This window comes from Pedobacter polysacchareus (assembly GCF_019802255.1).
Lineage (GTDB): Bacteria > Bacteroidota > Bacteroidia > Sphingobacteriales > Sphingobacteriaceae > Pedobacter > Pedobacter polysacchareus.
Map to the genome: position 1 here is coordinate 801176 of NZ_JAHYSS010000002.1, position 24858 is coordinate 826033.

Genomic DNA, 24858 nt, shown 5'->3' on the forward strand with positions numbered 1-24858 from the left:
AAGGATAACATAAGTTTCCCTCAAGAAAAAAAGTCCTTTTAAATCGCTATGAATAGCAATTATGAGCGTACGGAGTAGTTTTTTCATAAAGAGGTAGCTGAATGAAGGAAATACTTTTGTTTCTTAAACAACCCTTTTAGCCGATAAATGTTTGAAATATATTGTAATAGTTTAGGGTGAATCTTTATGGTCTGATTTTCATGTGGTTAGATTTTTTGCTTAACTTTCTTGTGTTTTTTAGCCTTATTATTGAAAATATTAACTCTTTTATGGTTGATTTTTTTATATAAATTATGCTGATGAAATAATGAACGATTATTCTTTGCTTAAATACAAGAAAATATTCTTAATTAGATAGTATTGGTTAATAGGAGCACCATTGCTTTTTTGAGATTGACGCATTTTTTTATCCTGATTTCTTTTGATGTTTGATTTAAATAAGGCACATTTAAGCGCCGTTTTTAGGTGATGGTTGCGTTTTATACTTGCACTAAATACGGTTAAACGACTATATATTAATATTTTGATTACACATCTTTAATATTAGTATAGATAATTATTACTTTTACATTAGTCATTCTTAGAAAATATTAGATTGAATATTATTCAGTACTACGTATAAACCAGGTCATGAGATTGTACCATACATTTTCAGATGCTGAGCTTGGCTCTTTGCTAAAAGGGGGGAACCAATTGGCTTACATTGAAATCTTCAACCGTTATCAACCGCTGTTATTCTTACACGCATTAAAAAAGATGCATAATGAAGAGGAAGCAAAAGATATGGTTCAGGAGATCTTTATGGATTTATGGGTAAAACACACCGATTTTAACCCTGAGCGAAATCTTGCGGCCTTTCTATTCACTTGTGTGAGGAATAAATTCGTAAACCTGCTTCAATTTAAGGAGGTGAGGGCGAGGTATGTGCAGTCTTTTAGAGATTTTGCAGCCGAAAGCACCGACCGTTCTGATGAGCCAATTCGGGAGAAACAGATGTCGGCTTTAATTGAGAAAGAAATCAATTCGCTGCCCGCAAAAATGAAGGCCATATTCTTAATGAGTCGCAGGGAGTATAAAAGCTACAAACAGATTTCTGATGAACTGGGGATTTCTGAAGAAACCGTAAGAAAACAAATCAAGAATGCTTTAAAAATTCTAAGAACCCGTTTGGGTTTTATCCATTACCTGATATTTTTATTGTTCTGGCGCTAAAGCCTGATCTTTTTTTTCATTTCATCTTACCCTAAGGCTGTTCTTAACTGATATAGTACTAAAGGGTCATTAATTCCTTTTCAATATGGAAGAGAAAGATGCATACGAGATCTTAGAAAAGATACAACGTGGAACTTCCACTGAGGAGGAATTATTGCTATTTGATCAATGGTATTTCCAATATCACCATCAACATGTCCGTCAATATTCCGAAGTAGAACTTTTAGCAATTCAAGAAGAAATGCGGAGAAAACTTCCGGTTCCGGCTGAACAAGGCATTTCTGGAAATGAGCTTATTGGAAAACCTTTGCTGTACAGGTGGCCATTCCTGGCAGTTGCTGCATCAATATTGATCTTATCTGGTTTTGCTTATTATTTGTTTTATCTCTCTCATCAGAAAACAGAGGTGATCATTTCTGCCGAAAAATATAGCAATGATGTAGCTCCAGGAGGAAATAAAGCCTATTTAACTTTAGCAAACGGTCAGCGTATTTCTCTTTCCGATGCAAAAAATGGAGAGTTAGCTCAGGAGTCGGGTGTTAAAATTACTAAAATGGCTAATGGCGAACTGTCCTATCAAATTACGGAGAAAGGCCAAAACTCAGGAAATAAAGACGATTCCTACAATACCATTGAAACACCAAAGGGGGGACAATACCGTATCAATTTACCCGATGGTACGAAAGTATGGCTGAACGCCGCATCAACACTCAAATTCCCTTCATCGTTTGCCAGGTTAGTTAATAGAAGAGTGGAGTTGTTGGGCGGCGAGGCCTACTTTGAAGTAGCTAAGGATCCTACGCATCCTTTTATCGTAGCGTCCAACGGACAAGAACTAAAAGTGCTAGGTACTCATTTCAATATCAATGCTTATCCCGAGGAATCAACTGTTAAAACCACTTTGGTGGAAGGAAAACTGCAGTTAACCAATGCAGATTCTTCTAATAAATTTATTCTTCAACCTGGCCAGCAAGCTGCTTTAGCCAAAAATGGCTTTCATATTTATGAGGTGGATGTAGCAGCTGCAATCGCCTGGAAAAATAACAAATTCGTGTTCGACAATGAGGGGATTGAAGAAGTCATGAGGAAGATTGAAAGGTGGTATAATGTAAGCGTAGAATTTGAAGGCGAAAGACCAACCGATAAATTTACCGGGACTGTCTCTCGTTTTGATCAGCTCTCCAGTGTACTCAATCTACTGGAGCTTACAGGTAATGTTCATTTCAAGATTGAAGGAAGGAGGGTGCTGGTGAGAAAATAACTACTAATTATCCCCGAACCCCTAAAATAAACAACCAGAATGTTTGCGCATTCTGGTTGGTACTTAGCTTCGGTTCATTATGAAATTATCAACGTAAACCAGTAACCCGCCAATGGCTTCGAAACTCAAGGCTGGTTACCCAACTAAACAAAGCAAATGTATAAAATTTATACGAGGAAATCGGGTAGATCTCAGGATCTTATCCATAAAATATGGCGGATCATGCGTTTAACCATCGTTATAATTATCGCGTCATTAATGCAGATCAGTGCTGCCGGTTTAGCACAGAAGATCAGTATGTCTAAATCAAATGCTTCCTTACAAAGTGTGCTGCTGGAATTGAGACAGCAGACCGGCTATGATTTCTTGTATACAGATGTTGTGTTAAAAGAATTTAAACCGGTAAACATCAAGGTCAAGAATGCTGATTTTGAAGAGGTATTGAAAAAAGTATTTAGCAACCAGCCGATCAGTTATACGTTCGCGGATAAAACGGTGGTGTTGCAGTTGAAAGGTAGTTCCATTATCAATCCAAAATTCGGTAATATTTCACAGCATATTGTTACGGGTAAGGTGCTTGATGAAGAAAGAAAGCCGGTTGTGGGAGCGACTGTTACGGAAAAAGGAACGGATAACCGGGCGGTTGTAGGTGAAGATGGTAATTTCAGATTAACTAATGTTGGAGATCAAGCCACTTTGGTCATTACGTTTATCGGCTACAAACCTCAGGAGTATGAAATTACAGATAAAAGGAGTAGCATTCTTGTTATACTGACAAAAAGTGTCACCAATCTTGAAGAAGTGAATGTGCTGAGTACAGGTTATCAGTCGGTTCCAAAAGAACGTGCGACGGGTTCTTTTGAGAAGATTGATAATGCGCTCTTTAATCGTACTGTAGGCACCAATGTAATTCCGAGATTGGAAGGAATTACTACTGGGATACTGTTTAATAAAAGGAGTCCGAATGTAGTACTGGCAAGCCTTCGGGGACTTAGCTCTATGTCATCTCAGGGACCATTAATTGTTGTGGATAATTTTCCTTATGATGGTGATATAAATAACATAAACCCTAATGATGTGGAATCCATCATTCTGCTTAAAGATGCTGCAGCGGCATCGATCTGGGGTACTAGTTCTGGAAATGGGGTGATTGTAATCAACACAAAAAAAGGGAAATTTGACTCTCCTTTTAAAATTTCTTTAAATAATAATGTTACGATAACGCAAAAACCTGATCTTTTTTACCTTCCAATAATTAAAAGTTCTGATTTTATCAACATTGAGGAATTTATATATAGCCAAGGTGCGTATAAAGATATTGTCAACCAGCCATGGGGTAATCTTAGTCCAGTAATCCAGGTTTTGGATAAGCGGGATAAAGGCCTGATTTCCCCTACAATGGCGGAAGATCAACTTAACAAGTTAAGCATAATAGACAGCCGTGAAGATTATACAAAGTACCTGTATAGAAAGGCGGTGAATCAGCAATATGCACTTAATATCAGTGGGGGGAGCAAACAAGTTAGTTATTATTTATCTGGCGGATATGATAAAAATTTAAATAATCTGGTCACTTCTAACAATGATCGGTTGTCTCTACGCTCTAACGTGACGGTCAGACCAATGAAAAATCTTGAAGTGGAAACTAATGTTTTATATACGGAAACAAAAAACAAAGATATAGGCCGTTTATTTCCTATATCTATTCAGTCAATGACTAAGGGGAAGCCCTACATTGAATTAAAAGATATAAATGGGGTACCACTTGAAACAGATCCAGAAGGGTCTTATTTAATTAGAGGATATAGAGATACGGTAGGTAAAGGTCGTCTGATGGACTGGCATTTTCGCCCATTGGCGGAATTAGAACAGAGTTCAAACATTACCAAACTAAGAGATATTTTGTTGAATATTGGAGCTAAATATAGGGTTAATGACATATTAAATGTTTCAGTGAAATACCAGTATGAACGGAACAATGGTCAGAATGTCGATTGGGAAGGTCTGGGAAGTTATTACACAAGGGGTTATATTAATTATTTTTCGGACTGGCGAAAACCGATCGTATCAAGAGCAGTCCCAGTTGGGGATATTATAGAGACGGGAAATCTAAATTTAGATGCTTATGCGCTCCGAGGGCAGTTAGATGTCAATAAAACCTGGGATAAACATCAGTTAATAGCAATTGGGGGTGTTGAAATCAAGGAAAGACATAATTCCACAGAAACTAATAGAGTTTATGGATTTGATGGAAACACATTAACTACTCAGCCAGTCGATTATGCAACGAAGAAAGTCGTATTAAGCGGAATGGATAGTGATGCCTTTATTGGATCACCATTACCATTTACTGACCTGACTAACAGATACACTTCTATTTATGCTAATGCGGCTTATACTTTTAATGAACGTTATACTTTATCTGCAAGTGCCAGAAAAGATGCAACCAATTTTTTTGCTGTAAAAAATAATCAAAAGGGTACCCCTCTATGGTCTGCCGGGATATTATGGAATATTTCAAAAGAACCCTTTTATAAGTCAGAACTAGTTCAAATCTTAAAATTTAGAGCTACTTATGGGTATACTGGAAATGCTGTTCCAGGTCAAACTCCTCTAGCTGTGATCACATATTCGAAAACACCAAATTCAGCCACCCAACTTATTTCTGCTTCAGTTTCCAGCCCCCCTAATTCGGGCTTGAAATGGGAAAATACAAGAATAATTAATTTAGGTTTAGATTTTTCAACTAAAAAGGACTATTTGTCAGGCAGTATAGAATATTTTGATAAATTATCTACTGATGTAATAGCCTCGACTCTAATCGATCAAGGTTCAGGTTTTTTAACAGCCAGTAAAAATTCAGCAAATTTGCAAGGTAGAGGCATTGAATTAAACCTAACTAGTAAAAACATAAATACTGGTTCATTTATTTGGTTATCGAATTTGTTATTCACCTATAATAGGGTAATTACTTCAAAATATTTAATTACTCCTAATTTTTCAAGTGTAGTAAATGATATTGGAGATATAACAATTAATCCTGTAGAGGGGAAAGATGTTTATGGTTTGTACACCTACAAATGGGCTGGTCTTGATCCTATAACCGGAGATCCTCAAGGTTATTTCAATGGATTAGTAAGTAAAGATTATAATTCATTAACGGCGCCCAAATCAATTTCAGAACTTGATTATCATGGTTCAGCCAGACCTATTTATTATGGTGCCTTTAGAAATACATTTAACTATAAAGCTTTTTCTCTTTCAGCAAATATCCTCTATAAATTGGGGTATAAGTTTAAACGCCCAGTGGTATCTTACACCCAATTATATCAACCAGATGGTGTAGCACTAGTTGGCTCGGCAGAATACGCAGATAGATGGCAAAAACCTGGAGATGAACTGCTGACTAATGTTCCTTCAGCCATTTATCCTACTGTTCAAAAAAGAGATGATTTTTATAGGAATTCATCAGCTGTGATAGAAGATGCGGCACATATCCGCCTGCAGGATATTAATTTCAGTTATACATTGAGCAATGTGAACAGGTATTTCAGAAGCATTAGGCTATATGCCAACTTAAATAATATTGGAATAATCTGGAAAGCTACCAAAACTATTTATGATCCCGAATATCGAGTTATGATTCCTAATCCAAGAAGTTTAAGTTTAGGATTTAGTGCAGATTTTTAAATCAATTTAGAGCATAGAAAAATGAAATTAAATAAGATAATATTGCCAGCATTAATGTTCAGCTTGTTGTTGTGTGCTTGTAAAAAGTACTTAGAGCTGAAGCCAGACAAGAAATTATATGTCCCAACAAGTTTAGCTGATTGTCAGGCTTTGTTGGATGATTATAATACCATGAACGAGCAGGCTTACCCTGGAGACGGTGAGGTCGCTTCCGATCATTATTATGTAACAGACGCTACTTATCTTAGTTTGGTTAACAATGATGAAAGGGACAATTACATCTGGTCAACCCAAGCTAACCATGCAGTTAGTTCCTGGTCAAGACCATACAAAGTTGTTTTTAATGCCAACTTAGTGCTACAGGTATTGGAAAATGTTAATCCAAAAATTGGAGAAGAATATGATCGGGTTAAAGGTTCCGCCTTGTTTTTCAGGGGATATGCATTATACAGTTTAGCCTCTATATATTGCAAACCTCATGATGAAACTTCTTCAGGAAATGACTTGGGTGTGCCTGTTCGTTTGAGTCCTGACATTGATCAGATATATGGGCGGGGCACTGTACAACAGACCTATCAACAGATTATACAAGACCTAAAATCAGCAGCAGATTTATTGCCCAATGGGAGTAGTATAAAATCCCGGCCAAACAAGCAGGCGGCTTATGCTGCTCTAGCCCGTGTGTATTTAGCGATGAGAGATTATACCAATGCAGGAATATACGCAGATTTAAGCCTGAAAATTAATAAAAACCTTCTTAATTTTTATACACTGAGCACAACTGCTACTCTTCCCTTTTCAAGATTTAACGATGAAGTGATTTTCGCTTCTTCGTTATTTTCTTTCAGCATCCTGTCACAAACCAACGCTAAAATAACAAAATCTCCACTTTACCCACTATATGATTCCTATCAGTCGGATGACCTTCGCAAACAACTTTTTTTTCGTAGTAACACGGGTGCTAATGCAAATACCTTTGCATTTAAAGGAAGCTATCAGAATTCAGCATCTAATCTATTTAATGGCTTGGCTACAGATGAAATGTATTTGATCAGAGCGGAATGCTATGCTAGAGGGGGGAGGACTATCGAAGCATTAAAGGATTTAAACGATCTACTTAAAACACGATGGCAGGTAAATAAAGATGCAAGTGGTAACGTTATTTCAACAAAATACGTTAATTATACAGCCTCTAGTCCTAATGAAGCATTGGCAATTATTTTAAAAGAACGAGAAAAGGAACTAATCTTTAGAGGCATCAGATGGACTGATTTGCGGAGACTAAATAAAGAGTCATTTGCGGTAACAATAAGTAGAACAGTAAATGGGATAACTTATTCCTTACCTCCTAATGATCTTCGCTACACACTCCTGATCCCGCAAGATGTAATTATTAATACAGGTGTCCCGCAGAATTCGCGATAAATTCGAGTTCTGAAAAGTAAGAATAATCGATACTAATAAATTAAAACGATGAGAATTATAAAATTTTTAAGCTTTATTCTATTACTTAGCTTCCAGTTGAATGCCCAACAAAAGACCGAGTTCAGTAGACGACCAACACCTGATCCTACCATTCGTAATCTTAAAGTTGGAGACGAAGTCCCGGAAATTTTGATAAAAAAAATCATTAGAGATCAAAAGTCAAATGCAAAAATATCAGATTTTTACAATCAATTATTAATATTGGATTTTTGGGATACTTTTTGCGGTAGTTGTATAGAAGCTTTACCTAAGCTAGATTCCTTACAACAAAAGTTTGGGAATCAGTTGAAAATTCTTCCTGTGAGTTATCAAAGTGAGGCTGTGATGACCTCATTCTTTAAAAACAATAAATTTGTTAAGAATTTGAAATTACCTTGTGTAGTTGAGGACAAATTATTGGGGTCTCATTTCCAATATAAATTGATTTCTCACGAAGTATGGATTTATAAAGGAAAGGTAATAGCCATCACAGGAATGGATTATGTAACCGCTAAAAAAATCCAAACTGTTCTTGATGGAAAACCAATAAATTGGCCAGTAAAAAATGACATGGTCAGTTTTGATCCTAAACAGCCTATTTTTGCTCAAAGAGAGACTGATCAATACAATATAAAAAATAATAAATTCTCTGGTATTACCGGGCACAGACAAGGTATTGATCATCGAAAGCCCTTTAGCTATGATACTTTAAGTAATGGATACAGAACCTACTTCTATAATTTGACAATTCTTCAAGCTTTTAATTCTATTACTTTTAAGTTGAAGCCAAGGTCATTTATACCGCATCCTAAACGACTTATTTTAGAGGTAAAGGATAAATCTAAGTATATCTACACACCTGGAAAAGAGTTTGTGAGTGATTGGCATCGCGAAAATGATATTTGTTATGAACTGATCACCTATAAACCAATGGAGGACAAAGAAAGATTGAAATATATTTATGAAGATCTGCAGCATCAACTCGGAGTTAGTGTTAGATGGGAAAAAAGACCTATAAAGTGTTTAGTAATCCTTAAGAATAAACTGGCTAATATTGATTCCTTAAATGCAACGAGAAAGGGTGGTACAAGAACTGTGATCAGTGCTATTCCGGTGTTTTTCCTTGATCAAACTGCACAATATCCTCCAGCAATCGATGAAACGGGAATTAAGGCGAGTGTGTTAATTGAGCCTTTTAATAGCATTGACGATTTAAGGAAGCAACTTCAATATTACGGTTTAGATATTATTGAGGCAATAAAAGAAATTGATGTAATGGTGATTTCGGAGCATTCAGGTAAAAGTTAAAAAGCAGAGAAAATATCCTAATACTTTCTTTAAATTTAAAATATAACTTTGACTTTTCTAGAAGATAATATTTAGGGGATATCTGAATTTAGATACCCCTTAAATGAAAACTGATTTTTAATTGTCGGACCTAAGTAATACATTTTCTGTATCAACTCCTTGGTTCAGTGCGGTAGTGATTTCTTGCTGTAGATCTTCAGTAATTTCCGGTTTATCCATTGCAGGAATAGTAAGATCTCGTTCAGCAAAGATAGCACAAACCTTTCCTGTTCCGGGGCATTCTGGAGGAGTTGGTCCTGAGGGTGTATAATCTGTTGGGGTGTTAGGATTTCCATTTGAAACCCGAGTATACCATTGAGCCATAATATCAGATGTTTTTATAAAATCAAAAAACACCAAAAACTTTAATTGGTTGCTTACTCTTTTTAAGGTTTTCAGCTTCTCCTTTGCTTACTCTTAAGGATTTTCGGCGAACTCCATTCAAACCATCTTGGCTAAAATATTTTAATCACTTTATATCAATCATTGAATCTTAAATTTACCCGAGGCTGATTTACTTTAGTACTTAGGGCCGTAATCATCTCGGATATTAACAAGCTGTCAATAATTGGTCTGTGAGTAAGTTCATTTTGCTCTGCATAAATTGCACAAATGTTACCTGTTCCAGGGCAATTAGGGGGGCATACACCTATTGAATTATAGCTAGCCGGATCGTGAATGTTTGCTCCATATTGTCTCCAGTACCATTGGAATCTCATAATAACATTGCTTTTATAATTATTAAAAAGCTTAAATTTTAATTGATCACTTACTCTTTTCAAGGTTTTCAGCTCCTCCCTTTATTTACTATTCTAATTCTCTTCAGTAATCTCAATTATTCATCCCTTATACAGAGGTTTAGTAATTTGTACTCAAGGCTTCTCTTCATAAACAATCGGAATCTTAAACAATAGGTTTTGTTTTAAAATTCATCACTGTGATTATCATCCGATATTAGTAACACTAAGTTCGATATTGAAAATTTAGTTAATAGGGTCAAATGACCCAAAAGAGAAAATCCTATAATTTTAGATAATGATTGTTAAGTGACAAAATTTCCTAATATACTCAGGTAGCTTTTTGACAGTTGTATTGAGCTTTTTACTTAAGTTGATTCATTGAAGTTGAAATTTTGTAATTAGATAAATTCAAGAAATAAAATTAGTGTGAATCATAGGATATCTGAGTTTAAATACCCGGTAAATGAAAACTGGTTTTTAATTGCTGAATCTGAGTAAAACATTTTCAGTATCAATGCAACCATTTAGCGCAGTTATCATTTCTTCCTGAAGATCTTCAGTAATATCTGGTTTATCCTCTAGAGGAATAGTGAGATCTCGTTCAGTAAAGATCGCACATATCTTTCCTTTTCCAGGACATAATGGAGGTGTTACGCCATAAAGTGTATAATCTGCTGGGTTGTTAGGATTTCCACCTGAAACCCGGATGTACCATTGAGCCATAATGTCAGCTATTTTTATAAATCAAAAAATAACAAAATCTTTAGTTGGTTACTTACTCTTTTCAAGGTTTTCAGTTATTCCCTTTTACCTATTACATTCGGAGTATTTGACATTCATATTTGGTAAATTTCTTTGCAAAAATTTTAATATGGATTATTACAAAAGCCTGTGTTAGTACATCAGCTTAAAAGCTCCTAAAGGTAAATGCTATTAGATATTAAAACATTAAGTTGGATATTAAAAAATAGTTAATAAGGTAAAATGACCCAAAAGCGAATTAGATCATTTTAGATACGATTATTAAATTCCCTATTGTATTGGTGTCTTTGCTACAGTTATATTAAAGCCTTTGCTTTACCCGATACATTGAAGCAGCAATTTTAGAATTACAAAAATTCAAGAAAACAAATTGGCGGGAATCAATTTTAGTTCCTGTTCTCACAAAAAATAACATATAAGAGATACCCAAATTTAGATATCTCCTATAGTAAAAATTAACATTTAATTTGCTGACCTAAGTAAGACATTTTGTGTATCAGTGCATCCATTTAGTGCAGTTATCATTTCTTGCTGAAGTTCTTCCGTAATAATCGGTCTATTATTCGGTCCATCTTCAGCAAAAATAGCACAAATCTTTCCTTTTCCAGGACATGCTGGAGGAGTTCCTCCAGATGGTACATAATCTGACAGGCTGTTAGGGTTTCCATTTGAAACCCGGGTATACCATTGAGCCATAATATCAGCTATTTTTATAAATCAAAAAATAACAAAAAACTTTAATTGGTTACTTACTCTTTTCAAGGTTTTCAGTAATCCCTTTTGATCTACTTTATTTAGGTTGTTAATCGCAATTTCATTATCATCCTTTAGTGTAATTTAAAATTTGACATTTAATTTATTGGAATTTTTCGAGGTCTTTTGCTACAGGTGTATTAAAGTTTTACAGAAGCTAGATTCATACACCAAATTTTGGAATCAATTACATTTTAGCAATAGAATATAGGTTGAGATGGGTTTTAATCTCAACTCTTCCAGAAGAAAAAAATGTAAAGGATATCTAAACCCGAATAACCCTTGCAATACAAAATAAAGACTAATTTGCTGCCCTAAGTAAAACATTTTGTGTGTCAACTCCATTGTCCAGTGCGTTTTTTATTTCATCTAAAAGCGCTTGAGTGAGATCTGGTCTATTTGGGTTTCCTGCTTCGGCATAGACCGCACAAACCTTTCCTGATCCAGGACAAGCTGGAGGAGTTGGTCCTGAAGGCGTATAATGTTCGGGGTTCTTAGGATCCCCACCTGAAACCCGGATATACCATTGTTGAGCCATAATATCAGTTATTTTTATAAATCAAAAAATAACAAAAACTTTAATTGTTTACTTACTCTGTTCCAGGTTTTCAGCAAATCCCTGCTTCCTAATATTCCTATTCGTTAGCATCAAATTAATCTGCACTTCTCAATAATACGCGAGGTTGATCTTCGCAATTCTGTAGTGCTGTAACCATTTGATCTCTTAAATCATTATCAATTATAGATCTTCCCGTACCATCATCCTCTGCGCAAATCGCACAAATTTTGCAAATGCCAGGACAGGGTGGAGGAGTTGATCCATATAAGACATAAGAGTCTGGACAGTTTGGATCGGCTTCTGACTTTCTTATATACCAGTTACACATAATCTGAAGATTTTATGGATCAAAAATCTTAAACTTTAATATTGTTTTATTTCAGGAGATGATCCCCTAATTGTTAATACTAATGTAAGGAGGTTTTTCACCTCATGATAGGGTCAAATGCCCCATATTTATTGATTTATGCGAACGTAAAGTTGTCGTTCAAATCAAAATCCAGAAACTATTCACAACGAAAAATTTTCACGTAAACTTAAAGCTAAACTGTAAAGTCATACTCTGGAATAGTCAAGATGTAAAGGCCTGATCAAAAAACTACAGTATGAAATTCTGCGTATTTTGAAGGATAATAAGAAATATTAATCTTGAATGTTGAGGGAGATCTATTGGTTTTACCCAAATGCTCTGCCATTGAAAAGAAATAAGCTCTAAGAAGGAGATAGCATAAAGAAGTCTGAGCAAAACGCCCAAACTTCCTTTGCTGAGTACAAAAATTATCTGCTCAACGCATTAATCTCATTTGATAACTCGGGTTCATTATCAATTTCTACCGGACTCGTATTTTCTGAACTAAATGTATCAAAAGAGAAAAAGTCCGAGAAATCTAACCCTGTCTCTTCCTGCAAAGATTTCAACCCGATTCTGTACTTTCTGAATACCAGATTCTCATCAATATTCAACTGCTCAAAATCAATGTCTTCTACTAAATTTTCTTGCGATAGCTTAAAACCGGTAGCTTTTAAAACCCCTGCATCTGTCAACCAGAAAATCACCTTGTAAAATGATAAAGGAACTTGTACTCCACGAAACACAGGATCCGATTCTTTAAAAATCGGGCCGTTAAAGACCGTGATTTTGTTCGTATGAGGGCCTTCTTTTGTGGCGCCATTTTCCAGAACAACCTTTTCCAGTTCTCCCCAAAGGCCTTTTTTCTTGCTTTGGTTTAATGCGGCTACCTGCGGACAAGCATTCGTATACATACAAGTCCGGTCAGCATTTCTTTTTGCTATTTCAGGAGTTTCTCCCCAGTTCGCATCTTCCCGCCGACTCATGTGCCCCCGGTCAAAATTGCTGTTTTTGTAATACTGGTCATTCAGTTGAATGCTGTAATTTATCCGGTTATCACGCAGCCAATTGTCTTTCCTTTCAGATTTATCCTGTCTCTCTTGCAAATCCCCATCCACATTAACTGTGCTAATCACTGGCATCCTTCTTACCGAATGAAACACCACACTGTAATGGTTGTACTTTAGCTCAGTATCCTTCTTGTTGCTGTTCAATACTGCAATGAATTTTTGTAAGGGTTTTAAAGGTTTTGGCAATGGAATCCGCTGACCAAGAAAATCATCTACATACCCTTTGCAATCCGAAAAATCCATCTGATCTTCTAACTTTTTCAACTCATTGAAATCATTTAAGTCGGTTAATGTTTTCATTTCCGGCAGGGCAGGGGCTGCCTTACTTCCTTTGCTGATTTTAACACTGATCTCTTCATTTGATTCCAGTAAGCTGGAAGGAAAAGATACATTTACCATATTCGTATTTTCCATTTGATTAGATTTTGCAGGAGTCATTGAAATTGTTTCTTCTTTTCGATCAGGTTCAGCCTCAATAACCTGAGATTGATCTTTTATTTTTAGTCCGTTTACCAAAGCATGATCTGGATAAATCTGGAAAATATCATTTAAAATGACGCTGACCCTTATGCCTTCATTGGCAATCCAGACAATCTTCCGTTCATCGATTTTTCCATTGATTTTCGGGATGATCTGGCCATCCTTATCCAGGTAATCACCAGTATCATTTTTATTCCCGATCCCCATGTGGTGCAAAGCAACTACCTGCCATTGGTCATTAAAAACCGGGCTTCCGCTGCTTCCAGGTGCAGTATCTGTTTCATACCAGATTGATGTGGGCGTAATCTTAACAAATAAATTCTGACGGATCGATAACTGTTTATAATCTCCGTCTGGATGATGAATAATGTTAAGCCTTTCTTCCTGTTCCGCCCCTAGTTTTCCTTGTTTGGGTTCAAGAAATAAGCTGCCAATGGATTTGAGCCTCACTTTACCTGTTAAATCAATAGGGTTAACGGCAACCAGGCAATAATCCAGCGCCTGATTCGCATAGAAAAAATCTGCGAGGCGGAAAGAAAAAGAAACAGGTTCTATTTCTTTTCCATTGATGTCATATTCGTAAAAAAACTGAACCTCCGCATCTGCGACACTGTCTATTTGCTGAAATACATGCCAATTGGTTAATAGCAATCGCTCAGAAACCATAAATCCAGTAGCATAGCCTAAAATTCTGCTTCCATTTCTGCAAACAATCCTGCCGACTTTCCTTTTGCTGGAGAGAATAAGATCAATGAAATTGCTATATACAGAATCATTGTTTCCAATTGCCCTTTCAAATGCGAAATTTAAAGGTTCCTTTGTTTCAGTTGCCAGCATGACTACCCGTTGTTTCAGGTCATGGGGGCTTGCATCTGTTGCTTGTACTTCAACAATTCCCCTGTCCATGGCCATAGGAGTAGCCTTAGCTGAATCTTGCTGGGCGATTTTTGAGAACCTGTGTTCAGATTCTTCTAATTGTGATAGCGAGAGTAACATAAAAAAGATAAATTAAGAAAATAATAGGAGCAGCTTAGCCAGGCTTCCCAGGCAAATGTTCCAGTTTGTCTTTGAGTACCTTATATTCTTTTTCCAGATATTTAAAAGCCTTCGTTTCCAGTGGCATGCCATAGTTTTCTTTCAATTGACCTAAATAACTGCTGGCCACCTGATCAAACCTCGTTTTTACCTGCTGATATTGCTGTTTTGCCTTCTTTTCTTCCTGATTTTCAGCGATACCATTCAAATTACCCAGGTAAACACTGTCGGACACCATGATCCCATCCGCTGAAATAAAGGAAATGTAAGGTTCTATTTGCTGGGTTAATTCTTTGTCAGATAGTGGAATAAAGCATTTTCCTTCGGATCTCCGGGCAATATTCAGATACTGACGGCCTCTTTTGGTTTCCGGTAAGCAAATCATTAGCATCACACTGTCGTTACCAGCTAATTCCTCTTCCTCTTGAGTATCCCAGCTGATTTCCAAACCATTTTCCACTTTAATAATTTTTAAACCTTGAGTTTCTGGCATGCTGCCCTGACTCGGCATCACTTTACTGTAATCGATCTGAATATTAGGATATTCCCCCTTTAAAGCATGTTTTTTATGGTAGGAGGTAGCCAGATTATGGGCATTATGAACGGTGCCTCTGGTCTGTAAACCATAACCGAGCTTAATAAAATTAACCATGGTTCTGAGCAGTTTGCTAGTCACCGCCATTGCCTGATAATTGGCCAGTTGAAGCGTACTGGGTTTTCCTTTTTTGCCGATTAGACGTACTACCGGCTGCCCATTGAGCATATAAAAAACAAGGTTGCCCACTTTTCCATTTAAGTGGCCCTGAGGGCCGTTTGAAGCGATTGCCATAATAGAGAGGTTAATGGTTTGGTAATGAGAGGACTATTGTGTGGTATGATTAAGCTGAAGGTACATATAATGTTCGGGATATTGCGTATTGAAGCTTTATTTATTTAGCCTTCAAAACAAATTTGTGAAGTAGTCATATCGACTTTGATGGGGCTATAGACGCTATTAGGCCCTATCAACCTCCAAGCAATATGCTCATAAAATCCTCACAAATAAAGCTTCAATATAAGCCATATATTAGCCTGAAATAGTTTTAGGTCAATGCTTAATCCTATTTCGTACAAATCAACCCTGTTTTAACGCAAACCATCTGCCCATTTTTGCTGTTAAATAAAGAGGTGTTCATATAAAAATCAGTTTAAACTATAATACAATGGCATGGAATCCAGGTGTCTATAATAAATTTAAAGAGGAGCGTTACGCGCCGTTTTACGATTTGCTGAAACTGATCAATAAAAGGGAAAATCTGAAAGTTATAGATCTTGGCTGTGGAACAGGGGAGTTGAGCCTTAAACTCCAGCAGGAGTTACCAGGTTCGAAGATCCTGGGGATCGATGCCTCCAAGGAAATGTTAATGGAGGCAGCAACATATGAAAATGAAAACCTGCATTTTGAACAGCTGGACATTAAATCGAAAATCGAATCTGGAGAACAGTATGACCTGATTTTTTCTAATGCAGCATTGCAATGGCTGGATCAGCACGAGCAGCTTTGGCCAGAAATAATCAAAACGCTAAAACCAGGCGGACAATTACTGGTGCAGATTCCCTCAAATCATGATCATTTTACCCATCAAACACTGAAAAAAATCGCCAGGGAAAATCCTTTTAAGGCAGCATTAAAAGGATGGGAAAGAAGTACAGCAGTGTTGGATATTGGTGATTATGCGCAACTCTTATTTAAAAATGGCGCCAAAGAAATGACAATTTATGAGAAGGTCTATCCCCATATTCTTGCGGATGCAAATGCCATCGTTGAATGGACTTCTGGTACGGCAATGATCCCTTATCTGGAGCATCTTCCCGAAGACCTTAAACTGCAGTTTGCAAATGAATATAAAAACAGGCTCCAGCAACAATATCCGGAAAAACCTGTTTTTTATCCATTTAAAAGGATTTTGATGTCAGGCGTATTTTAAATTAAGCAACTTTCTCCATTTTATGAATAGCTGCCGGACCGTCGATAATATTTGCTGAATCGGCAACAAAACGTGCAATATGAGGTTGTGAATTGTGCAAATCTAGTCCTGCCTGACTTTCCCAGATCTCCTGGAATATAAATACGTTTCTATTTTCCTGATCCTGATGCAAATCGTATTGAATACATGCCGGTTCTTTTCTGGAATCAGCAAGTAATTGTAGCAATAAGACTTTCATAGCCTCTGAATTTCCTTCTGTACTTTTTATAATCGCTGTTAAATTAATATTCATCTTTTTATAGTTTTGATAAAGAACAAAAGTAATCAGCTTTAAGTTATTATGAAAATAACAGAAATCATAAGGAGCTATTATAATTCTGAGGACTTGAATAGGTAAGATAAATAGCTTTAATTAATTTAAGGATTTCGTTATAGTATTCAGCGATTTTGGCAAATGAAGAGGATTTAGATTAAATCTGACTAGGTTTAGCTAACCCGCTCTTCTGTAGGTAGCTGAGCGGCTGAAATTTTCATACACATGAAATCTCGTTTTTCTTTTTTCTTCATTTTGTTAGCCGCGTTTACGACGAGCGTGTTTGCACAACTAAAAAAGTCCAATGAAATCAATTGGGCAGAATTTATGAAGCGACAAACCTTGCACTGGGATACGATCGGTACCAGCTATTATGGCGGTATCCTATTGGGTAACGGTCTGCTAGGTACCAATATTTATAAAGAAGATGAGCAAACCATCCGATTCGATATTGGGCGGACAGATGTAACTGATCAGCGTCCGCATCAGGGCAGCGGTCTTTCAGAACCATTGATTTCCAGACCTAGATTACCTATTGGCCGCATGACCATTAAAACTCTTGGAAAGATTACTGGGGCTAAAATGAGCCTTGATATTTATAATGCAACCGCAGAAGGAACGATTTATACCAGCAAAGGAACACTGAAATTCAACTCATTTGTGCCTGCAAATGCCAATGTAATCTATATCTCAGCAAAAGGATCACAATCAGAAAAAAACATCAATTGGGAGTTCATTGTCGAAAAAAGTAAAAGTCCGCGGATGAATCAGCAGAATGCTGGAAATCCAGCTGTATATCCAGAAAACCCAATACCTCAGCTTTCAAAAATTGGAGAATTTGAGTACTGCAAACAACCTTTATTAAATGATGGAGGTTATGCTACCGTATGGACGAAAAAGAAAACAGCAGATGAAAGTACCATGCTGATTTCCGTTGGGTATGATGCCAGTGGGAAAGCAGATGAGGTACAAGAAGCCACACAAGCGATTCAGCACTTTAGAAAAGTAAAATTGCCAGCGGCTCTGGCAGCACATCAAAAATGGTGGCACCAATTTTATCAGCAAAGTTTTATATCTATTCCAGATCAGCGGATGGAAAGTTTTTACTGGATTCAACTTTATAAACTCGCCTCAGCGACCAGAGCAAACCTCCCCATGATCGATCTAATGGGACCATGGTTCAATAGTAAAACGCCTTGGCCAGGAGTATGGTGGAACCTCAATACCCAGCTTACCTACTCGCCAATATTTACAGCCAACCATTTGGAATTAGGTAAGTCATTGTTTAATACACTAAACAGCAATCTTCAAAACCTGATCAATAATGTGCCGGAACCATGGAGGAAAGACGCTGCAGCCATCGGCAGGATTTCTGGTTATGATTTAGTCGCGCCATTAGTAGAAGAAAATAAGGAAAATGGGCAGTTTGAACTCGGAAATTTAACCTGGGCCATGTTCTATTATTACCAGTATTATGCTTATTCAAAAGATAAGGAAGAACTGGAACAGCATATTTATCCACTCTTGAAACGATCAGTGAACCATCTTTTGTATCATCTGAAAAAGGATGAACAGGGAATCTTGCATCTGCCTTCCTCTTTTTCGCCGGAATACAAGTATGCAGAAGATGCCAATTATGCACTGTCTAGCCTGCGCTGGGGCTTGTTGACCTTAATCGACCTCAATAAAAAAGAAGGGTTTCAAGATGCTGATCTTGGCAAATGGGAAGAGGTGATGAAAAACCTGGTGCCTTATCCTGTCAATGAAACGGGATTGATGATCGGTAAAGATGTCAGTTTAACGAGCTCTCATCGACATTATTCTCATTTGATGATGATCTATCCTTATCATTTGATAACGCCTTTAAATGTCAGCAATCAGGCTTTAATTGAAAAGTCTTTGAACCATTGGCTTTCCTTGAAAGGGGCTTTGCAAGGCTATACTTTTACAGGTGCTGCATCTATCAATGCAATGATGGGTAAAGGTGACCGAGCTTACGATTTGCTGAACCAGCTTTTTGATCAATACCTACAGCCAAATACCCTGTACCAGGAATCCGGCCCCGTAATTGAAACCCCATTGTCTGCTGCAACTTCTATTCAGGAATTGCTTATTCAAAGCTGGGGAAATAAAATCAGAATATTTCCAGCAATCCCTGAAATTTGGAGGGATGTTTCCTTTGATCAGCTGCGTACTGAAGGTGGCTTCCTGGTTTCTGCCTGCAGAGTAAACGGAAACACTCAGTTCATTAAAGTTTTCAGCACAAAAGGGGATAACTGCATACTGGAAACCGATCTGAAAGTAAGTCTCGTAAGCTCTGATAAAAGAAAAGAAATTGCTTTCTCCGTTTTCCAAAATAATGGAAAAATGAACATCAGTTTCTCAACGTTACCCGGTGAGACCATTTCTCTTTCTGAAGGTAATGATCAGCATCAATTTAAGGTACTTCCAGTAACGGCAAATATTAAAGAAAACTGGAGCTGGGGCTTGAAAAAATAAACCTTAATCTTTTTTAAGCAATAGGCCTTAATCCAGCTTTTAGTCTAACCTCTATATTTAAATCCGAAATAACCACTTAAAATGTATTTGGTAAATTGACAATTGAGGGTAAACTAAAAGTTTGTATACTTGCCTTGGTGCTGGTCAACTGCCAATGCCAAATAAAGCTAAGATGGACAGAAAGAAAAAGAAGCAGGCGGCAATTAAGTCGGCAGCTAATGTTGAACAGCAGCGTAAAGCATTAAAAGCGCGCTTTTTGGAACGCTCAAAGGAGATCATTACATTAATGGGAGCTGGCGTACTCCTGGAAAAGTTCAACAGTCTTTTTTTAGATAAACTTTATGAGCTCCGTTATCCGGTGTTAAAAGCCAAAGCTGCTCCGGAATCTGAAATCAATAAAACCAAGGTCGTACAATTCAATAAACTGCTGCAGCAGTTCATGCTGGATGTAGAAATTCCGCTGGCCAATGGCATTAAAATTCCAATTGCCTGGTATTTATCAGAAGGGATGACTTTAAGAGACAGCATCGGAGAACTGGATACCCAGGGGAATTCTGATTTAGAGGAGGTTAAAGCGCTTTTTTCCTACTATTCACATGAGGGGGAGTTTCATCGTCAGTTGCAAGAGCTGTTGATTACTTTGGTTACCGATGTCTGTACGACACTGAGCGATTTTGATGAGTATATTTATAGAAGTGATCTTTCGATGACCCCATATTTTGCGGAGTATAATCCAGATAATGACATCATGATCCATGCTTTTAAACCAAAGAAAGAAAAGGTAGAGACCAAGAAAGGGATGCGAAATGCGATCCGTTTAGGCTGGCCATCTGATGAATTTAAATGGCTCCATAAAAATGTCAAACCCTCATTGCTGGGCTTCAATAGCAATGGTTTAGATGTACCATTAGCGCTTTATATCAGTACACATACCTTGGATCGGTTGAGGGAAAGGCTCAATATTACTCCTGGAATTATGCACCAGATTCTGTTGCTCAGCTTCCTGGAACCAAAGATAAATCATCGCTGGAATGGAGACAAAAGCCATGTTGAATTTAGATTGGCGGGAGAGAAAGTGGGCTACCTTGTAGTGGAGCTGCATGGCAGTATCTTAATGATCCATACCTTTTTGTTTCTCACCAATAATGGTACTCAGGAAGGTGAAAAACTTGGACGTCTATTAAGTGTCGTTAAAGAAGATAAGAAGTATCTGGAAATTGATACGCTTCCTGCTTTTAATGCTTACCATATCGACCAAAATGAGAAATTAAGTAAATTGTTTATTGAGGCAGGCTGCGGTTCTTTATTGAAACTTGGGAACCTCCAGGAGTTTACTATAAATCAGGTGGCAGATAAAGATCCTGAATCTATTTTGCACTACCTGGCCAATGCAGCTTATTTCAGAAAGCAGGAAAATAACTTAGTCAAAAGGACAGCTGAATAAATTGCGTCAGTTAGGATTATGCTGATCCTTTAGCGCAGTTTATACAGTTGAAACCATTATTGTAGCATGAAATTGAATCCTACTCATGTAGTTTTTCAATTTCTGGAATTGGTAATCCAGTTACTTTTGAAATAATCTCCATCGAGACCCGCTCTTTCTTTAGTTTTTTTGCTGTGATTATGCCGTTTTTCCTTCTTTCTTCTGCCTTTCCCTCAATTTTGCCTTTTGCGATTCCCTTAGCCATTCCTTTTCTCCTCCCTTCCATTGCCGCAAAGTCTATCGTATTTAGATAATCATTGTAAGATTTCCAATTGGAATCATATATCTCCCGCTCTATTTTTGACATTTTTATCAGTTCTGCCTCCTGAAAAAATTTAAAGTAAACTCCTTTTCTCAAGCTTACCGGTACTTGTGTTAATTTGCCCATGTTTTTAAGAATATATAACCATTTATCTAAATCTGTTTCCAATTCTGCTTCTGTTTTATTGAAACAGGGTAATTCAATGAACTTAAAGCCAAGCTTAATATAAAATAGCTTGGCGGTGTCTTTGTTCATTAAGGCGATGTCCTGCAGATAAGATCCCGCTTCGCTGTCTGCAAGTTTGAAATCCATCAATGCAATCACATATACACCTGCTAAAGGTTTCTTCCAACGTCCTCCGGAAGCAATTTGTTTCTGGATCGATCTTGATAGATAAAAAACACATCGATCCCTGAAATGCTGTTGTTTCTCCCGCTGCATTTCAATAATGAGCTACTCACCATTATCTGTTGTACAGGCAATGTCAAAGTATAATTTTTAAAGGTCTCTTCATCTCCTGTATGCTCTGTTGGCCGATAAGTAACATCCACAATCTTCTTTTCCCCTTTAAAAAGCGCATTTAGAAAAGATATCAATAAGTCTTTATTCGCATCCGTACCAAACAGGTGCTTAAAGCCGAAATCGGTTAAAGGATTAAGGAAGGGATATACGACAGGAACAGCATCAACAGTAATCATATACAATAGGTTCTAGACTAACATCTATATTTAAAATCGGAATAACCACTTTAAGTGTAATTATTTATCAATAAATTAATGGTGTTTATCAGATAGTAGCTATTCCTCTAAGTAATAGGTGCTGGAATCCTATAAATATGGAGCTGGAAAGAGCTTAGGCAGACATGATGGAAATTAACTTCAGCTGAACTGATAAATTAGATCCTCGTAATGGGAGAGGAGGAAGCCAAAATTCCTTAATCATTTGACAGAAAAACTCAGCTTATTTTCGGTAAATCTGACGTTCTTTGGGTAACACACCTGAAACCAAAACCATAATGAAGCTTTACCAGAACATTTTCCTGCTTGCCCTGGGCAACACTTTTCTCCTTTCACTTAGCAGCAATGGCGCTCTCGCTCAATCTTCTGATGTGACTGTTTTCTTTAAAAAGCCAGCAGCCTCTTTTCAGGAGGCTTTACCCTTAGGTAATGGCCGTATCGGTGCTTTGATTGCTGGAAATCCGAACAAAGATAAAATTACCCTAAATGAGATCACTTTATGGTCTGGTGGGGTACAGGATGCTGATAGAGAAAATGCCCATCAATATTTGAAACCTATTCAGGATTACCTGTTAAAAGGGCAGAATAAAGAGGCACAGGAGCTACTCCAACAGCAATTTGTCGCAAAAGGAGCGGGTTCTGGAAACGGAAATGGTAAAGATGCACCTTATGGTGCTTATCAGACCATGGGAAACTTGTTGATCAGTTGGAAAGATACAACAGCCACCTATACTGATTATAGCAGGGTGCTGAATTTAGAAAAAGCGATAGCGACTACTAAATGGAAGCGTAATGGCGTTAATTATACTCAGGAAGCCTTGGTGAGTATCCCTGGAAACGTGATGATGATCAAAATCAGTGCTTCCGAAAAAGGAAAAATCAGTTTCAGCACCAGCATCAATAGAAAAGAAAATGCGACTGTTAAAGCGGAGGGGCAGACCTTGATGATGAACGGTCAGCTGCCAAATGGAAAGATTGCCGGGCTGCGCTTCGCCGCAGGCTTGCAAGTCCAGACAAAAGGTGGACAAAAGGTAGTTAAAGGTCATGAAATAGAAGTCAGTAATGCAGATGAAGTGATGCTGATCTGGACTGCCGCAACGGATTATAACGTCGCAGATTACAATAAGCGCGGAGCAGATCCAACAGTAACGGTAAAAAACAACCTGATGGCTGCGGGAAAATTAACTCCCCTGCAAATAGAAAAAGTACATTTAACCGCATTTGGTAGTTTTTTTAACAGAAACAGGTTTTCTTTAAAGGGAGCAAGCCCGGAAGTTTCACCATTGAGTACACCGGAACGTATGGAGCGCTATGCCAAACAATTACCAGATCCTCAGTTTCCGGTATTGTACTATAATTTCGGCCGTTACCTGTTAATTTCTTCTTCCCAGCCAGGAAGTTTGCCTGCGAATTTACAAGGACTTTGGGCAGAAGAATACCAAACGCCATGGAACGGTGATTATCATTTGAACATTAATATTCAGATGAATTACTGGCTGGCAGAGCCTACCGGATTAGGCGACCTGGCCACTCCTTTACATCAATTTATCGCTGGTCTGGTGAAGCCAGGATCAAAAACAGCAAAAGCGTATTACAATGCCCCAGGATGGGTAGCACACGTGATCGCGAATCCCTGGGGATACACTTCTCCCGGAGAAGGCGCCGATTGGGGCTCTACTTTAACCGGTGGTGCATGGTTGTGCGAACATCTTTGGGAGCATTATAAATTCACAAACGATAAAGCATTTTTAGCAAAATATTATCCTGTATTTAAAGAAGCGGCCACCTTTTTATCGGCCATTCTAATCGAAGAACCAGAGCATAAATGGTTGGTGACCGCACCTTCGAACTCTCCGGAAAACACCTATATCATGCCAAATGGTTTCAAAGGGCAAACGGCAATGGGCCCCACAATGGACATGCAGATTTGCAGGGAGATTTTTGGTTATAGTATTGAAGCCGCAAAGATTTTGGGTAAAGACCAGGAATGGGCAGCGGAATTAGCGGGGATCAGGAAACGTTTGGCGCCCAATCAAATTGGTGCGGCAGGTGATATTAATGAATGGCTGAACGATTGGAAAGATGCTGAACCTACCCACCGTCACGTATCCCAGCTTTATGGCTTACACCCTTACGAAGAAATTACCCCATGGGACAGTCCGAAATTGGCTAATGCAGCACGCGAAAGTTTGATTCAAAGAGGAGATGGTGGTACTGGCTGGTCAAAAGCATGGAAAATCAACCATTGGGCAAGATTAGGCGATGGAGACCATGCGCTGAAATTATTCCGACAACTGGTGACCTTAGTAGATCCGGCAAGAAAACTAAATATGCATTCTGGTGGAACTTATCCAAATTTATTTTGTGCACATCCTCCATTCCAGATTGACGGCAACTTTGGTGGTACTTCCGGGATCGCAGAAATGCTGATGCAAAGCCATGGAAACGACAATGTGATCCGTTTGCTGCCTGCCTTGCCTTCCGATAAGGATTGGAAAGATGGAACTGTCAAAGGAATGCGTGCAAGAAATGCTTTTGTAGTTGATTTCGATTGGGAAAATGGCAATTTAAAGAAAGGCAATATCCTGGCTTTAAACGGCGGTACCTGCAAGATTGAACTACCTGCAGCTATGTCGGTTAAAGATAAACAAGGAAAAATAATTGCCAAAACAGACAAACAAGGAATTGTTAGCTTTAAAGCCCTTAAAGGTGCAAACTATGCCTTCGAAAAGGCATAGAACTCCTTCAATATCCCGGATCTGTTGTTACGCAAGCGTTTGCGCATGATTCGCTGGAGGAAGTCAGCAACACAATCATTATATTCGTTTAGTAGGGTAGGAGGTGATTTCTGCCCGGAATCAACCTAAACCAAATA

General features: G+C 37.7%; 18 protein-coding genes. 9 read left to right on the plus strand and 9 right to left on the minus strand.

Annotated elements, in window-relative coordinates; genetic code table 11:
• Window positions 1-630 precede the first annotated feature (630 nt).
• The 5 genes from K7X70_RS07365 (at window position 631) to K7X70_RS07385 (ending at window position 8935) form a co-directional block, all read left to right on the plus strand.
• On the plus strand, window positions 631-1212 hold the full coding sequence (locus tag K7X70_RS07365) for an RNA polymerase sigma factor (RefSeq protein WP_222536427.1): 582 nt from the start codon (window positions 631-633) through the stop codon (window positions 1210-1212).
• Between the two features lie 85 nt (window positions 1213-1297).
• On the plus strand, window positions 1298-2473 hold the full coding sequence (locus K7X70_RS07370; RefSeq protein ID WP_222536428.1) for a FecR family protein: 1176 nt from the start codon (window positions 1298-1300) through the stop codon (window positions 2471-2473).
• A 222-nt stretch (window positions 2474-2695) separates the two neighbouring features.
• On the plus strand, window positions 2696-6163 hold the full coding sequence (locus K7X70_RS07375) for a SusC/RagA family TonB-linked outer membrane protein (RefSeq protein WP_222536429.1): 3468 nt from the start codon (window positions 2696-2698) through the stop codon (window positions 6161-6163).
• A gap of 21 nt (window positions 6164-6184) precedes the next feature.
• Window positions 6185-7588 carry a RagB/SusD family nutrient uptake outer membrane protein gene (locus tag K7X70_RS07380; protein WP_222536430.1) on the plus strand — a complete coding sequence of 468 codons (1404 nt, stop codon included), beginning with the start codon at window positions 6185-6187 and terminating at the stop codon, window positions 7586-7588.
• Between the two features lie 48 nt (window positions 7589-7636).
• Window positions 7637-8935, plus strand: coding sequence for a TlpA family protein disulfide reductase (locus tag K7X70_RS07385; RefSeq protein ID WP_222536431.1), 1299 nt, complete (start codon window positions 7637-7639; stop codon window positions 8933-8935).
• A gap of 117 nt (window positions 8936-9052) precedes the next feature.
• Here the strand turns inward: K7X70_RS07385 and K7X70_RS07390 are convergent, their stop codons facing one another.
• From K7X70_RS07390 to K7X70_RS07415, 6 genes are all read right to left on the minus strand, one after another.
• On the minus strand, window positions 9053-9298 hold the full coding sequence (locus tag K7X70_RS07390) for a hypothetical protein (RefSeq protein WP_222536432.1): 246 nt from the start codon (window positions 9296-9298) through the stop codon (window positions 9053-9055).
• A gap of 893 nt (window positions 9299-10191) precedes the next feature.
• The gene (locus K7X70_RS07395) at window positions 10192-10437 is read right to left on the minus strand and encodes a hypothetical protein (RefSeq protein WP_222536433.1); all 246 of its coding nucleotides are present in this window, start codon (window positions 10435-10437) and stop codon (window positions 10192-10194) included.
• A gap of 501 nt (window positions 10438-10938) precedes the next feature.
• Window positions 10939-11172, minus strand: a complete 234-nt coding sequence (locus tag K7X70_RS07400) for a hypothetical protein (protein ID WP_222536434.1) — start codon at window positions 11170-11172, stop codon at window positions 10939-10941.
• 358 nt (window positions 11173-11530) lie between these two features.
• Window positions 11531-11767 (minus strand): hypothetical protein, encoded by a 237-nt coding sequence (locus K7X70_RS07405; RefSeq protein WP_222536435.1) that lies wholly within the window; start codon window positions 11765-11767, stop codon window positions 11531-11533.
• Window positions 11768-12565: 798 nt separating this feature from the next.
• Window positions 12566-14683 (minus strand): DNA/RNA non-specific endonuclease, encoded by a 2118-nt coding sequence (locus K7X70_RS07410; protein ID WP_222536436.1) that lies wholly within the window; start codon window positions 14681-14683, stop codon window positions 12566-12568.
• A 34-nt stretch (window positions 14684-14717) separates the two neighbouring features.
• Window positions 14718-15551 (minus strand): DUF6266 family protein, encoded by an 834-nt coding sequence (locus K7X70_RS07415; RefSeq protein ID WP_222536437.1) that lies wholly within the window; start codon window positions 15549-15551, stop codon window positions 14718-14720.
• A gap of 373 nt (window positions 15552-15924) precedes the next feature.
• On the opposite strand from K7X70_RS07415, the gene K7X70_RS07420 reads away from it, so the two are divergent.
• Window positions 15925-16689, plus strand: coding sequence for a methyltransferase domain-containing protein (locus tag K7X70_RS07420; protein WP_222536438.1), 765 nt, complete (start codon window positions 15925-15927; stop codon window positions 16687-16689).
• A gap of 1 nt (window position 16690) precedes the next feature.
• Here the strand turns inward: K7X70_RS07420 and K7X70_RS07425 are convergent, their stop codons facing one another.
• Window positions 16691-16981, minus strand: a complete 291-nt coding sequence (locus K7X70_RS07425; RefSeq protein ID WP_222536439.1) for a putative quinol monooxygenase — start codon at window positions 16979-16981, stop codon at window positions 16691-16693.
• A gap of 246 nt (window positions 16982-17227) precedes the next feature.
• On the opposite strand from K7X70_RS07425, the gene K7X70_RS07430 reads away from it, so the two are divergent.
• Window positions 17228-19501, plus strand: coding sequence for a glycosyl hydrolase family 95 catalytic domain-containing protein (locus K7X70_RS07430; RefSeq protein ID WP_222536440.1), 2274 nt, complete (start codon window positions 17228-17230; stop codon window positions 19499-19501).
• 172 nt (window positions 19502-19673) lie between these two features.
• Complete coding sequence (locus K7X70_RS07435; RefSeq protein ID WP_222536441.1) at window positions 19674-20945, plus strand: hypothetical protein; 1272 nt, start codon at window positions 19674-19676, stop codon at window positions 20943-20945.
• Window positions 20946-21024: 79 nt separating this feature from the next.
• Here the strand turns inward: K7X70_RS07435 and K7X70_RS07440 are convergent, their stop codons facing one another.
• Together K7X70_RS07440 and K7X70_RS07445 are read right to left on the minus strand one after the other, a co-directional pair.
• On the minus strand, window positions 21025-21687 hold the full coding sequence (locus K7X70_RS07440) for a PD-(D/E)XK nuclease family transposase (protein WP_222536442.1): 663 nt from the start codon (window positions 21685-21687) through the stop codon (window positions 21025-21027).
• A complete protein-coding gene (locus K7X70_RS07445) occupies window positions 21582-21944 on the minus strand; it encodes a PD-(D/E)XK nuclease family transposase (protein ID WP_222536443.1) in 363 nt (120 codons plus the stop codon). Before K7X70_RS07445 ends, K7X70_RS07440 begins: the two co-directional genes overlap by 106 nt.
• A gap of 317 nt (window positions 21945-22261) precedes the next feature.
• Between K7X70_RS07445 and K7X70_RS07450 the strand changes: the two genes are divergently transcribed.
• Window positions 22262-24721 carry a glycosyl hydrolase family 95 catalytic domain-containing protein gene (locus tag K7X70_RS07450; protein WP_222536444.1) on the plus strand — a complete coding sequence of 820 codons (2460 nt, stop codon included), beginning with the start codon at window positions 22262-22264 and terminating at the stop codon, window positions 24719-24721.
• The last annotated feature ends 137 nt before the right edge of the window (window positions 24722-24858 follow it).

What these genes read in the sequence shown, in the direction of transcription:
- K7X70_RS07365 (WP_222536427.1), top strand. Translation starts at nt 631, where the DNA reads ATGAGATTGTACCATACATTTTCAGATGCTGAGCTTGGCTCTTTGCTA.
- K7X70_RS07370 (WP_222536428.1), top strand. Translation starts at nt 1,298, where the DNA reads ATGGAAGAGAAAGATGCATACGAGATCTTAGAAAAGATACAACGTGGA.
- K7X70_RS07375 (WP_222536429.1), top strand. Translation starts at nt 2,696, where the DNA reads ATGCGTTTAACCATCGTTATAATTATCGCGTCATTAATGCAGATCAGT.
- K7X70_RS07380 (WP_222536430.1), top strand. Translation starts at nt 6,185, where the DNA reads ATGAAATTAAATAAGATAATATTGCCAGCATTAATGTTCAGCTTGTTG.
- K7X70_RS07385 (WP_222536431.1), top strand. Translation starts at nt 7,637, where the DNA reads ATGAGAATTATAAAATTTTTAAGCTTTATTCTATTACTTAGCTTCCAG.
- K7X70_RS07390 (WP_222536432.1), bottom strand. Translation starts at nt 9,298, where the DNA reads ATGGCTCAATGGTATACTCGGGTTTCAAATGGAAATCCTAACACCCCA.
- K7X70_RS07395 (WP_222536433.1), bottom strand. Translation starts at nt 10,437, where the DNA reads ATGGCTCAATGGTACATCCGGGTTTCAGGTGGAAATCCTAACAACCCA.
- K7X70_RS07400 (WP_222536434.1), bottom strand. Translation starts at nt 11,172, where the DNA reads ATGGCTCAATGGTATACCCGGGTTTCAAATGGAAACCCTAACAGCCTG.
- K7X70_RS07405 (WP_222536435.1), bottom strand. Translation starts at nt 11,767, where the DNA reads ATGGCTCAACAATGGTATATCCGGGTTTCAGGTGGGGATCCTAAGAAC.
- K7X70_RS07410 (WP_222536436.1), bottom strand. Translation starts at nt 14,683, where the DNA reads ATGTTACTCTCGCTATCACAATTAGAAGAATCTGAACACAGGTTCTCA.
- K7X70_RS07415 (WP_222536437.1), bottom strand. Translation starts at nt 15,551, where the DNA reads ATGGCAATCGCTTCAAACGGCCCTCAGGGCCACTTAAATGGAAAAGTG.
- K7X70_RS07420 (WP_222536438.1), top strand. Translation starts at nt 15,925, where the DNA reads ATGGCATGGAATCCAGGTGTCTATAATAAATTTAAAGAGGAGCGTTAC.
- K7X70_RS07425 (WP_222536439.1), bottom strand. Translation starts at nt 16,981, where the DNA reads ATGAATATTAATTTAACAGCGATTATAAAAAGTACAGAAGGAAATTCA.
- K7X70_RS07430 (WP_222536440.1), top strand. Translation starts at nt 17,228, where the DNA reads ATGAAATCTCGTTTTTCTTTTTTCTTCATTTTGTTAGCCGCGTTTACG.
- K7X70_RS07435 (WP_222536441.1), top strand. Translation starts at nt 19,674, where the DNA reads ATGGACAGAAAGAAAAAGAAGCAGGCGGCAATTAAGTCGGCAGCTAAT.
- K7X70_RS07440 (WP_222536442.1), bottom strand. Translation starts at nt 21,687, where the DNA reads ATGCAGCGGGAGAAACAACAGCATTTCAGGGATCGATGTGTTTTTTAT.
- K7X70_RS07445 (WP_222536443.1), bottom strand. Translation starts at nt 21,944, where the DNA reads ATGATTACTGTTGATGCTGTTCCTGTCGTATATCCCTTCCTTAATCCT.
- K7X70_RS07450 (WP_222536444.1), top strand. Translation starts at nt 22,262, where the DNA reads ATGAAGCTTTACCAGAACATTTTCCTGCTTGCCCTGGGCAACACTTTT.